Source organism: Streptomyces sp. NPDC048389, from assembly GCF_040706335.1.
Lineage (GTDB): Bacteria > Actinomycetota > Actinomycetes > Streptomycetales > Streptomycetaceae > Streptomyces.
In genome coordinates this window covers 72,511-84,108 of record NZ_JBEZKP010000030.1, presented here as the reverse complement: position 1 = coordinate 84,108, position 11,598 = coordinate 72,511, and the positions used below count along the sequence as shown (strand labels likewise).

Here is an 11,598-nt window from a genome sequence, read left to right as displayed (position 1 = left end):
GCGCCTCGAAGAACCTCACCTTCAAGCCCTCAAAATCCACGATCCCCGCAACTCCCTGAAGATCAGGGTGTTGCGGGGATCGCTAGAACCCGCCCCAGGTTGCGGGCCCTTCGGTCGTCTTGCGGGCTTGTGGCGACCGCCGTCCGCGCTTTATAGTCATGATGACTATTAAAGGGAGGGGGCGGGTGTGAGTCTCGAGGACATCCTGGAGCCCCTGCAGCAGCCGCTGTTCACCGTGCTCGACACCCCGGTGAGCTGGACCGAGTTCCTCGGCTTCGGCAGCGGCGCGCTCTGCGTGTGGCTCGTCGCCCGCCAGCACATCGCGAACTGGCCGATCGGCATCGCCAACAACGTCCTCTTCGTCCTGCTCTTCACCCAGGCGGGCCTGTACGCCGACGCCGGCCTGCAGGTCGTCTTCATCACCCTCGCCGCGTACGGCTGGTGGACCTGGACCCACGGGGGTGGACCGGGCTCACCCGTCCTGCCGGTGCGACGCACCACCCGCACCGAATGGGCCTGGCTGCTCGCGGCGGGGGTGGTGGCGACCCTCGCGCTCACCCTCCTCCTCCACCGCGCCACCGACTCCACCGTCCCTTTCTGGGACGCGCTGACGACCGCCCTGTCGCTGATGGCAACGTACGGACAGTGCCGCAAGCGCCTGGAGTCGTGGTGGCTGTGGATCGCCGCCGACGTGGTGTATGTGCCGCTGTACGCGCACAAGGAGCTGTATCTCACGTCCCTGCTCTACCTCGGCTTCATGGCGCTGTGCGTCGCCGGCCTGCTGAACTGGTCGCGAGACCTGGCCGCCCGCCGTGAGGCGGTGCCCGTATGAGGCGCTACGGACACGGCCTGGTCCTCGGCAAGTTCTATCCGCCGCATGCCGGCCACCACCACCTCGTACGGACCGCCGCCGACCGCTGCGAGCGGCTCACCGTCCTCGTGTGCGCCGCGACCGTCGAGTCGATCCCGCTCGGCGACCGGGTCGCCTGGATGCGCGAAGTGCACCCCGCCGTACGGGTCGTGGGCGCCGTGGACGACATTCCGGTGGATGTGAACGACCCCGCCGTCTGGGACACGCACATGGCCGTCTTCCGCGCCGCCGTCCCACAGCGGGTGGACGCCGTCTTCACCTCCGAGGCGTACGGGGAGGAGCTCGGCCGCCGCTTCGGCGCCGAGTCCTTCTGCGTCGACCCCGACCGGAGCGTCTTCCCGGTGTCCGGGACGGCCGTGCGCAAGGACCCCGTCGGCTGCTGGGACTTCCTGGAGCCACCGGTGCGTGCCGCGCTCGCCCGCCGGGTGGTCGTCCTCGGCGCCGAGTCCACCGGCACCACCACGATGGCGTGGGCGCTCGCCGAGCACTACCGGCGGCGCGGCGGAGTGTGGGCGCGTACCCGCTACGTGCCCGAGTACGGGCGGGAGTTCAGCCGACTCAAGCTGGCCGGGCTGCGGCGGCGGCGGCCCGGCGCGGGCTGGGACGAGGTCGCGTTCACGTCCGACGAGTTCCCGCTGATCGCGCGCCGGCAGGCGGACCTGGAGGAGCGGGCCGCGCGAGCGGGGTCACCCGTCGTCTTCTGCGACACCGACGCCTTCGCCACCACCGTCTGGCACGAGCGCTACCTCGGCGGCCCCTACCCGGTGGCCCCCGAGCCCCGCCGGCAGCACCTGTGGCTGCTGACCGACCACGAAGGCGTCGCCTTCGAGGACGACGGCCTGCGCGACGGCGAGCACCTGCGGCCCTGGATGACCGGACGCTTCCGCGAGGAACTGGCCCGTAGCGGGCGCCGCACCGTCGAACTCACGGGGCCGCACGAGCACCGGCTCGCCGCAGCCGTGGCAGCGGTGGACGCACTGATCGGCGAGGGCTGGGACCTCGCGCCCCCACTTCCGGAGAAACGATGAGCGACACCCGCCCCGAGGGCTACGACCCGTACGCCTTCGAACCGTTCGCCGTCACCGTCGACCTGGCCGTCTTCACGGTCAGGGAGAGCCGGCTGCACGTCCTGCTCGTCGAACGCGGGCAGGAGCCCTACCGCGGCGCGTGGGCGCTGCCCGGCGGGTTCCTGCTGCCCCGGGAGTCCGCGGAGACGGCCGCCCGGCGAGAGCTGGCGGAGGAGACCGGACTGTCGGAGCGGACCGCGGCCGCCCTCCACCTGGAACAGCTGCGGACCTACAGCGCTCCGGACCGCGACCCGAGGATGCGAGTCGTCTCCGTCGCGTACACCGCGCTCGTACCGGACCTGCCGGAGCCGCGCGGCGGCGGGGACGCGGCGCACGCCCGCTGGACGTCTGTCTCCTCGGCCGCGCCTCTCGCCTTCGACCACGAGCGGATCCTCGCCGACGCGCACGAGCGCATCGGCGCCAAGCTCGAGTACACCTGTCTCGCCACCGCCTTCTGCCCGCCCCGGTTCACGCTCGGGGAGCTGCAGCAGGTGTACGAGACCGTCTGGGGCGTCGAACTCGACCGCCCCAACTTCCGGCGCAAGGTACTCGCCACCCCCGGCTTCGTCGAGGCCGTCGAGGGCGAACCGCGCCGTACCGGCGGCCGTGGCAAACCGGCCGCGCTCTACCGGGCCGGAGCCGCCTCCGTCCTGCACCCACCACTCCTGCGACCGGAGGGACGGCAGCAGCAATGACCACCACAAGGAGCATCGGGACCATCACCAAGCAGGCCGCCACCGGGGCGCTGACCGGCCTCGCGCTCGGCGACGCCTTCGGCTTCCCGACCGAGTTCAACGACGTGCCGGCCATCCTCGCCAAGTGCGGGCCGTGGCGGGAGATGGAACTGCCCACGCCGGCGATCGTCACCGACGACACACAGATGACGCTCGCCCTGGCGCGAGGTATCCGCACCGCGATGTCCCGCGGCCTGCTCGTCGGCTCGAGGCTGGTCCGGCCGGTGCGGGAGGAGTTCGTCGACTGGTACCACTCGCCGGACAACAACAGGGCCCCCGGCCGTACCTGCCTGGTCGCCTGCGAGAAGCTCGACAGCGACCTGCCCTGGCAGCAGGCCAGCCAGATCGGTTCCAAGGGCTGCGGGGCCAACATGCGCGTCGCGCCCGTGGGACTCGCGCCCGGCCTGAGCGAGGAGCAGCGTTCCGGCGCGGCCCAGTTGCAGGCCGCTCTCACCCACGGCCACCCGACCGCCCTGGCGGCGAGCGACCTCACCGCGCGGGCCGTGTACCTGCTGGCGCAGGGCGCGGAGCCGACCGGACTGGTGGGGCAGCTGCGCTCGTACGCCTACGAGAACCGCAGCCGTTATCTGCACCGCTGGCTCGGCGACCTCTGGACGTACGCGCACGACGCGACGCCCGAGGCGTTCATCGCCCGGGGCTGGGACGACTGCCTCCAAGTCCTCGAGCGCCTCGCCGCAGCCCTGCGCTCACCCGAGCCGGAGCTCGACCCGTGCCTGGCCACCGGAGAGGGCTGGGTCGCGGAGGAGGCGCTCGCAACGGGCCTGCTGTGCTTCCTGATGTTCCCCGAGGAACCGCTGACCGTGCTGCGCCGGGGCGCCTGCACCAAGGGCGACTCCGACTCGATCGCCTGCCTGGCCGGCGCCTTCGCGGGCGCCCACCTGGGGGCGAGGGCCTGGCCCAGCGCATGGGCGGACCGGATCGAGTACCGGGGGGAGCTCGTGACGCTGGGAGCGCTCTGGGACGCTTGATCCATGACCGCCCCCCTCGACCTCGCCGGCCTGCGTACGGCCCTGCCCGTGCGCCCCGGCGGGATCCTCTTCGCCACCGTCTCCGGAGCGCATCTCTACGGTTTCCCGTCCCGGGACTCCGACGTGGACCTGCGCGGCGTGCACCTCCTCCCGCTCGCCGACCTCGTCGGACTGCGCGAACCGGAGGAGACGACCACGCGGATGTGGGAGCAGGACGGCGTCGAGATGGACCTCGTCACACACGACCTGCGCAAGTTCGTCCGGCTGATGCTGCGGCGCAACGGCTATGTGCTGGAGCAGCTGCTCTCGCCGCTCGTGGTCGCGACGACGGACGTCCACGCCGAACTCGTGGCGCTCGCGCCGGGCGTGCTGACGTCGCACCACGCCCACCACTACCGGGGGTTCGCCCGTACCCAGTGGCGGTTGTTCGAAAAGACCGCCGAGCTCAAGCCGCTGCTCTACACCTTTCGCGCCCTGCTGACCGGCCTCCACCTGATGCGCAGCGGTGAGGTGGAGGCTCATCTGCCCACCCTGGTGGGTCAACTCGACACACCCGGCTACCTGCCGGACCTGATCGCCGCCAAGGCAGAGGCGGAGCACGGTCCGGCCGCCCTCCACGACGAGGAGCGGGTCCGGACGGACGTCGAGATCCTGCACACGGTGCTGGAGGAGGCGCAGAAGGCGACGGGACTGCCGGACGAGCCGTCGGCGTTCGACGACCTGGACCGGCTGGTGACGCGCGCGCGGTTGGACTACGCCGCCGGGGCCGCGCACGGCACGGCGCACTGAGCACCGCGTCGGCCTCATCCGGCAGACGCCCGCCGGGTGCGGATCAGGAAGTCCTCCACGCGGGCCCGGTCCGGGCAGGGCGGCAGCGGGGAGGCGGCCACCGCCGCGTCGGCCTCCGAGGCGAGGCGGGCCATCCAGGACTCCACCCGCTCCCACGGGATCTCGCCCCGCTTGACCTCCAGCAGCCGTTCGCGGTCCGTGCCGACGTCGATCACCAGCTCGCCCGTGCGCAGCAGGTCACGGCAGCTGCCGAGCAGCCTGAGCAGGTGCATGGCGTGCTTCCAGCGCGGCGCCCCGTGCTGCCGTACGTCCGCCTCCAGTTTTCGGCGCTGGGCGGTCGCGTACCGCACGAACGTCTCGTGCGCCCGGCGGGAGAGGAAGGCGCCGCGCAGAGCGAGCAGTTCGCGGCCCGTGTCGTCGACGCGCTCGACGATGGGGGAGTGAAGGCACTCAAGGACGTTCGGATTGGAACGCAGCGCCAGCTCCAGGAAGCGTTCGAGCTCCCAGGAGAACTGCTCCGGCGCGGGTCCCTCGACGTGCGTGGGCGGCTTCTCGAAACCCCAGAACAGTGGCGTCGGCGCGAGGTACACCCCGCGCCGGTCGGTGTCGCTGCCGTCGGTGGCCAGCCCGAAGGCCCGCGAACCCATGACGCAGGAGTAGACCGTGTGGTCGCGGACGAGTGATTCGGGGGTCATGCGCGAGAGGCTACGTGAGGCCCCGCCGCGTCAGTCCGTGCGGATCGAGTCCCCGGAGACGGTGATCTGTTCCGCCGGCAGTGGTTCGGTCGCCGGACCGCGGACCACCGAGGCGTCCTCGATGCTGAACCTGCTGCCGTGGCAGAGGCAGTTGATGGTCCCGTCGGAGACGTTCGCGACCGTGCAGCCCTGATGGGTGCAGACCGCGGAGAACGCCTTGAAGTCCCCGGCCTCCGGCTGCGTCACCACGATCTTCCGGTCGGCGAACACCTTGCCGCCGCCGACCGGGATGTCCCCGGTGCTCGCGAGTTCGTCGTCGGCGGGAGACGGGCTGCCGCCGTCCTCCTCCGTCCCGGTCGGCGGCGGCGTCGCCGGACCGTCCCCGCCGCCTCCGTCCCCGCACCCCGCCACCAGAGCGGCCGCTCCGGCCGCGCCTGCGGCCAGGACCGTCCGTCGACGTGCGTCCATGGCACCCTCCTCGGCTCGTGACCCCCGACCCGCTCGGGTCCTCTGCATCGTGGCCCTTGAAGGGGCGGAGAAGTAGCACCGGGCGCGGCATGTCCGCCCCCTCGGGCCGAGGGGGCGAACGGCCGGGGCGGCAGTCGTCAGCCCGAGGGGGTGAACGGCCGGGGCGGCAGTCGTCAGCCCCAGGGGGTCAGCTGCCGCGGGCGGCCCCCGGCGTCCCGGTGGACCGCCATCACGGCCTCCACGGCCGAACGCCCGATCGGCCCGTACACATGCGGGAACGCCCCGCCGGGGCCCTCCCAGCGGACCTCGGCCGCGAGCCGCGCCTCGTCGATCACCAGCACCAGCACGTCCGCCACCTCCCGGAAGCGGGCGTCCACAACACAGAGGGCGGACGGCTCGTCGGCGGAGCAGTGGACGAAGCCCTCGGCGGCGAGGGAGGCGGGGGCGTAGTCCCGCTCGGCGGTCCACTCGCCGGCGGGCACGACATGGAAGATCACGCGCCCAGTTGTAGCGCAGCGAGCCGCCCCGGCCGTCTCGCAGAGCGGTCGCGACGGCCACGACGCCGTGCGCTGACTACGCTGAAACACAAGAACTCGGGCAGGCGCACACCTAAGGAGCACGACGTGGCGGTACGAGCGGTCCGCGGAGCCGTCCAGCTGGAACGGGACGACGCCGCACACATGGACGAGCAGGTCGGCGCGCTGCTCACCGCCGTCCTGGAGCGCAACGCCCTCGTCGCCGACGATCTGATCAGCATCTGGTTCACGGCCACGCCGGATCTGCACAGCGACTTCCCGGCCGCCGCGGTACGCAAGCTCGGCATCGTCGACGTACCGCTGATCTGCGCGCAGGAACTCGACATCGTCGGCGCCATGCCGCGCGTCGTACGGGTACTCGCCCACGTCGAGTCCGATCTTCCCAAGGCCGGGATCTCCCACGTGTACCTCGGCGCCGCGGCCGCCCTCCGCAAGGACATCGCCCAGTGAGGACCGCGCTCGTCATCGGAACCGGACTGATCGGCACGTCCGCCGCACTGGCTCTCGCCGGACGCGGGGTCGCCGTCCATCTGGTCGACCACGACACGGAACGGGCCCGCACCGCCGCCGCGCTCGGGGCGGGCACCGACGAGCAGCCGGAGGGCCGCGTCGACCTCGCCGTCGTCGCCGTGCCACCGGCGCACGTCGCCACCACGCTCGCCGACGCGATGCGCGACGGCGTCGCCCGCGGCTACCTCGACGTGGCCAGCGTCAAGGGCGGCCCGCGACGGGAGCTCGAAGCACTCGGCATCGACATGAGCGCCTACATCGGCACGCATCCGATGGCCGGGAAGGAGCGCTCCGGTCCGCTCGCCGCCACCGCGGACCTCTTCGAGGGCCGCCCATGGGTGCTGACCCCCACCCGGGACACCGACACCGAGGTCCTCAACCTCGCCCTGGAGCTGGTCGCCCTCTGCAGGGCCGTCCCCGTCGTGATGGACGCGGACGACCACGACAAGGCGGTCGCCCTCGTCTCCCACACGCCGCAGCTGATCTCCTCCATGGTCGCGGCGCGGCTGGAGGACGCCGACGACACCGCCGTGCGGCTCTGCGGGCAGGGCGTACGCGATGTGACCCGTATCGCCGCCTCCGACCCCCGGATGTGGGTGGAGATCCTCTCGGCGAACCCCGGCCCGGTGGCCGATGTGCTCGCCGGGGTGGCGGCGGACCTGGACGAGACGGTCCGCGCGCTGCGCGCCCTGCAGTCCTCCGACGAGTCCAAGCGCCAGGGCGGCGCCGAGGGGATCGAGGACGTCCTGCGCCGCGGCAACGCGGGCCGGGTGCGGGTACCGGGCAAGCACGGCACGGCGCCCACCGCCTACGAGATCGTCGCGGTGCTGATCAGCGACCGGCCGGGCGAACTGGCCGGCATCTTCGCCGACGCCGGCCGGGCCGGGGTCAACATCGAGGACGTCCGCATCGAGCACGCGACGGGCCAGCAGGCCGGTCTTGTCCAGCTGATGGTCGAGCCCACGGCGGCGCCGCTGCTCACCGCGGCGCTGCGGGAACGGGGCTGGTCGATCCGGCAGTAGGCGGCCTCCGGACCCGCCCGGCGTGGCCGGGCGGGGGCCCGGGAGCGCGGGTGCAGAAGTGGTCGTCGGCACTCGGTAACCTTGTGGTGGGCGACCCGGCACCCTGCCATGCCCTTTCCCGCGAACCAGGAAGGTGTCCGACACCGTGGAATCCGTGATCGTCGCCATCGATGGACCCTCCGGCACGGGCAAGTCGACCACCTCCAAGGCCGTCGCCTCAGCGCTGGGGCTGAGCTATCTCGACACCGGCGCGCAGTACCGCGCGATCACCTGGTGGATGATCACCAACGGTATCGACGTGTCGGATCCGGTCGCGATCGCGAGCGCCGTGGGCAAGCCGGTGATCGAGTCGGGCACCGACCCGTCGGCGCCGGCCATCACGGTCGACGGGCTCGACGCCTCCGGCCCCATCCGTGAGCAGGACGTCACCTCCAAGGTCAGCGCGGTCAGCGCCGTACCGGAGGTCCGCACCCGCATCACCGAGCTGCAGCGTTCCATCGCCAGGGCGGCCGACAAGGGCATCGTCGTCGAGGGCCGGGACATCGGCACGACCGTGCTGCCCGACGCCGACCTGAAGATCTTCCTCACCGCGTCGCCCGAGGCCAGGGCCGCCCGGCGCAGCGGCGAGATCAAGGGCGCCGACGTCACCGCCACCCGCGAGGCGCTGATCAAGCGCGACGCGGCCGACTCCAGCCGCAAGACGTCCCCGCTCGCCAAGGCCGACGACGCGGTCGAGGTCGACACCACGGACCTCACGCTCCAGCAGGTGATCGAGTGCGTCGTGACGCTGGTCGAGGAGCGGCGGAACCGAGACGCGGCGCAGGTTGAGGGTCCTGACCGAGGGACGAGGGAGGGGCACTCGGCCGAAGCGGGGTCGAGGCGGAGCGCGACCGGCAACGGTGGGCGGCGGAACCGAGACGCGGCGCAGGTTGAGGGTCCTGACCGAGGGACGAGGGAGGGGCACTCGGCCGAAGCGGGGTCGAGGCGGAGCGCGACCGACAACGAGGAGAAGCGGCGCGCGGCCGACGGTACCGGGAAGCGGGCCGCCCGGTGACCGTACCCCCGAAGAAGGGCGCGGCCGTCGGACGGGGCATCGGGATCGGGCTGATGTACGGGCTGTGGAGGCCGCGCGTCCTCGGCGCCTGGCGGCTCCCGGCAGCGGGTCCGGTCATCCTCGCGGTGAACCACGCGCACAACATCGACGGGCCGATGGTGATGGGCACCGCGCCCCGGCCCGTGCACTTCCTGATCAAGAAGGAGGCGTTCGTCGGCCTCCTCGACCCGTTCCTGACCGGGATCGGACAGGTCAAGGTGGACCGTACGACCGTCGACCGCACCGCCATAACGGACGCGCTCGGGGTGCTGGAGAACGGCGGAGTCCTCGGGATCTTCCCCGAGGGCACCCGGGGCGAGGGCGACTTCGTGTCGCTGCGCGCCGGACTGGCCTACTTCGCGGTGCGCGGCGGGGCCCCGATCGTCCCGGTCGCGGTGCTGGGAAGCACCGAGCGGCGCGGACGGTTGGTGAAGGCGCTGCCGCCGCTGCGCAGCCGCGTCGACGTGGTCTTCGGGGACGCCTTCCAGGCCGGTGACGGCAGTGGGTGCCGTACGCGCAAGGCGCTCGACGAGGCGACCGTGCGCATCCAGGAGCGGCTGACCGCCCACCTGGAGAACGCGAAGCGCCTGACCGGGCGCTGAGCCAGACTTGAGTAATGGGCCGCCGACGCGGCCCAGTGACGAACGAGGAACGGACTTCATGAACGACCAGCACGACCACGGAGCACTCGGCGACGCCGAGTATGCGGAGTTCATGGAGCTCGCCGCGGAAGAGGGCTTCGACGTCGAGGACGTCGAAGGCGCGATCGAGGAGGCCGGGCACGGACCGCTGCCCGTCCTCGCCGTCGTCGGCCGCCCGAATGTCGGCAAGTCGACCCTGGTGAACCGCATCATCGGCCGCCGCGAGGCGGTCGTCGAGGACAAACCGGGCGTCACTCGCGACCGGGTCACCTACGAGGCGGAGTGGGCAGGCCGCCGCTTCAAGGTCGTCGACACCGGCGGCTGGGAGCAGGACGTCCTCGGTATCGACGCGTCCGTCGCCGCCCAGGCCGAGTACGCGATCGAGGCCGCCGACGCGGTCGTCTTCGTCGTCGACTCCACGGTCGGCGCGACCGACACCGACGAGGCCGTCGTCAAGCTGCTGCGCCGGGCGGGCAAGCCCGTCGTGCTCTGTGCCAACAAGGTCGACGGACCGAGCGGCGAGGCCGACGCGACGGCCCTGTGGTCGCTGGGCCTCGGTCAGCCGCACCCGGTCTCCTCGCTGCACGGCCGAGGCACGGGCGACATGCTCGACGCCGTCCTGGAGGCCCTGCCGGAGGCCCCCGCGCAGACCTTCGGCGCCGCGGTCGGCGGCCCCCGCAGGATCGCGCTGATCGGCCGTCCGAACGTCGGCAAGTCCTCGCTGCTCAACAAGGTCGCCCGCGAGGACCGCGTCGTCGTCAACGAGCTCGCGGGCACCACCCGGGACCCGGTCGACGAGCTGATCGAACTGGGCGGCGTGACCTGGAAGTTCGTCGACACCGCCGGTATCCGCAAACGGGTCCACCTCCAGCAGGGCGCCGACTACTACGCCTCGCTGCGCACGGCCGCCGCCGTCGAGAAGGCGGAGGTCGCGGTCATCCTGATCGACGCGAGCGAGAGCATCAGCGTCCAGGACCAGCGCATCGTCACCATGGCCGTCGAGGCCGGCCGCGCGATCGTCGTCGCCTACAACAAGTGGGACACCCTCGACGAGGAGCGCCGCTACTACCTCGAACGCGAGATCGAGACCGAGATGCAGCAGGTCGCCTGGGCGCCCCGGGTCAATGTCTCCGCGACCACCGGCCGGCACATGGAGAAGCTGGTCCCGGCGATCGAGACGGCCCTCGCCGGGTGGGAGACGCGCATTCCGACCGGTCGGCTGAACGCGTTCCTCGGCGAGATCGTCGCCGCCCATCCGCACCCGATCAGGGGCGGCAAGCAGCCGCGCATCCTGTTCGGCACGCAGGCCGGCACCAAGCCGCCGCGGTTCGTCCTGTTCGCCTCCGGCTTCCTCGAGCACGGCTACCGCCGCTTCGTCGAGCGCCGGTTGCGCGAGGAGTTCGGCTTCGAGGGGACCCCGATCCACATCTCCATGCGGGTGCGCGAGAAGCGGGGCCGCAAGAAGTAGGCCACCGGGCCGTCGACACCGCTGCCCCCGGACCGCCTTCGCGGTCCGGGGGCAGCGGTGTCGTGCTGTGCGGGTCAGAGCCCCTTGCGGGGGGCCGGTGGCAGCGCCGCGGGCTGGTGGGCGGCGTGCCGGCCGGTCTGGTGCGGGTGCCAGCCGCTCTGCTGGGCGAGGTGGTTCGACTGGCCGGTGTGTCCGGTCTGCCCAGGGTGGCCGTGCGCCTGCGGGGTGTGGCCCCCATAGCCGAAGAAGCCGCCACGGCCGCTGTGCATTCCCGTCCCGAACCCCCTGAAGTCCAGGTCCTCCTCCCCGCTGCGGTCACCCGGCAACGTGCGGAACGCCCTGAGGTACTCGGAGTACAGCGCGTCGTAGATCGGCGTGGCCGAGCGGCCGGGCGATCGGTCGCGGGAGGGACGCATGGAAGGGATCTGACTCTGGAACGGCTGGGGGGAGGGGTCGTATGAGTGCACGTACCTGCAACGACGCCGCCCCTTCGCGGATGCGGGCTGCGGCGAGCTGCATTCTTCCGGGGGACGGCACCGGAGGCACGCCCTGCTCCGTAGCCGCCTCGACGTACGCGGGCGCACCGGCACACGCGGACGTACGCCGGGGCAGGGGAGCGGCCCCCGGCGTACGTCCTGTGCCTGCCGGGCCGGTCGCGGCGGGCACCCCTGTGGCCCGGGGCGTAGGGCGTACGGCCGCGTGGGCGGTACGCCTC

Annotated in this window: 13 protein-coding genes and 1 pseudogene; 10 read left to right on the top strand and 4 right to left on the bottom strand. The window is 72.3% G+C overall.

All coding sequences use genetic code 11. The features are described from left to right. Positions 1 to 187 precede the first annotated feature (187 nt). Genes pnuC through AB0903_RS21115 form a run of 5 tightly spaced genes read left to right on the top strand, consistent with a single transcriptional unit; the run spans position 188 to position 4,450 of the window. The gene (pnuC, locus tag AB0903_RS21135; protein ID WP_366704938.1) at positions 188 to 832 is read left to right on the top strand and encodes a nicotinamide riboside transporter PnuC; all 645 of its coding nucleotides are present in this window, start codon (positions 188 to 190) and stop codon (positions 830 to 832) included. Continuing rightward, positions 829 to 1,899, top strand: coding sequence for an AAA family ATPase (locus AB0903_RS21130; RefSeq protein WP_366704937.1), 1,071 nt, complete (start codon positions 829 to 831; stop codon positions 1,897 to 1,899). Before pnuC ends, AB0903_RS21130 begins: the two co-directional genes overlap by 4 nt. Beyond that, a complete protein-coding gene (locus AB0903_RS21125; protein WP_366704936.1) occupies positions 1,896 to 2,633 on the top strand; it encodes an NUDIX domain-containing protein in 738 nt (245 codons plus the stop codon). Before AB0903_RS21130 ends, AB0903_RS21125 begins: the two co-directional genes overlap by 4 nt. After that, positions 2,630 to 3,661, top strand: a complete 1,032-nt coding sequence (locus tag AB0903_RS21120) for an ADP-ribosylglycohydrolase family protein (protein WP_366704934.1) — start codon at positions 2,630 to 2,632, stop codon at positions 3,659 to 3,661. Before AB0903_RS21125 ends, AB0903_RS21120 begins: the two co-directional genes overlap by 4 nt. A 3-nt stretch (positions 3,662 to 3,664) precedes the next feature. Beyond that, complete coding sequence (locus AB0903_RS21115) at positions 3,665 to 4,450, top strand: nucleotidyltransferase domain-containing protein (protein ID WP_366704932.1); 786 nt, start codon at positions 3,665 to 3,667, stop codon at positions 4,448 to 4,450. Between the two features lie 14 nt (positions 4,451 to 4,464). Here the strand turns inward: AB0903_RS21115 and AB0903_RS21110 are convergent, their stop codons facing one another. From AB0903_RS21110 to AB0903_RS21100, 3 genes are all read right to left on the bottom strand, one after another. Beyond that, complete coding sequence (locus AB0903_RS21110; RefSeq protein ID WP_366704930.1) at positions 4,465 to 5,145, bottom strand: nucleotidyltransferase domain-containing protein; 681 nt, start codon at positions 5,143 to 5,145, stop codon at positions 4,465 to 4,467. Between the two features lie 30 nt (positions 5,146 to 5,175). Next, on the bottom strand, positions 5,176 to 5,613 hold the full coding sequence (locus AB0903_RS21105) for a Rieske (2Fe-2S) protein (protein WP_366704928.1): 438 nt from the start codon (positions 5,611 to 5,613) through the stop codon (positions 5,176 to 5,178). A gap of 173 nt (positions 5,614 to 5,786) precedes the next feature. Further along, on the bottom strand, positions 5,787 to 6,110 hold the full coding sequence (locus tag AB0903_RS21100; protein ID WP_366704926.1) for a DUF952 domain-containing protein: 324 nt from the start codon (positions 6,108 to 6,110) through the stop codon (positions 5,787 to 5,789). A gap of 126 nt (positions 6,111 to 6,236) precedes the next feature. Here AB0903_RS21100 and aroH point away from each other — a divergent pair, with 126 nt between their 5' ends. The 5 genes and pseudogenes from aroH to der all read left to right on the top strand — a co-directional run bounded on the left by aroH (position 6,237) and on the right by der (position 10,883). After that, positions 6,237 to 6,599 (top strand): chorismate mutase, encoded by a 363-nt coding sequence (gene aroH / locus AB0903_RS21095; RefSeq protein WP_366704924.1) that lies wholly within the window; start codon positions 6,237 to 6,239, stop codon positions 6,597 to 6,599. Further along, entirely contained in the window at positions 6,596 to 7,681 is a 1,086-nt protein-coding gene (locus AB0903_RS21090) for a prephenate dehydrogenase (protein ID WP_366704922.1), read from the top strand. The genes aroH and AB0903_RS21090 overlap by 4 nt, the downstream gene beginning before the upstream one ends. Before the next feature lie 133 nt (positions 7,682 to 7,814). Next, positions 7,815 to 8,486 (top strand): annotated as a pseudogene (cmk, locus tag AB0903_RS21085) ((d)CMP kinase); the annotation flags it as partial. Positions 8,487 to 8,788: 302 nt separating this feature from the next. Then, positions 8,789 to 9,376 (top strand): lysophospholipid acyltransferase family protein, encoded by a 588-nt coding sequence (locus AB0903_RS21080; RefSeq protein ID WP_366704947.1) that lies wholly within the window; start codon positions 8,789 to 8,791, stop codon positions 9,374 to 9,376. 58 nt (positions 9,377 to 9,434) lie between these two features. Beyond that, positions 9,435 to 10,883, top strand: a complete 1,449-nt coding sequence (gene der, locus AB0903_RS21075; RefSeq protein ID WP_366704920.1) for a ribosome biogenesis GTPase Der — start codon at positions 9,435 to 9,437, stop codon at positions 10,881 to 10,883. A gap of 74 nt (positions 10,884 to 10,957) precedes the next feature. Here der and AB0903_RS21070 read toward each other — a convergent pair whose 3' ends face one another. Next, complete coding sequence (locus AB0903_RS21070; RefSeq protein WP_366704918.1) at positions 10,958 to 11,299, bottom strand: hypothetical protein; 342 nt, start codon at positions 11,297 to 11,299, stop codon at positions 10,958 to 10,960. Positions 11,300 to 11,598 lie beyond the last annotated feature (299 nt).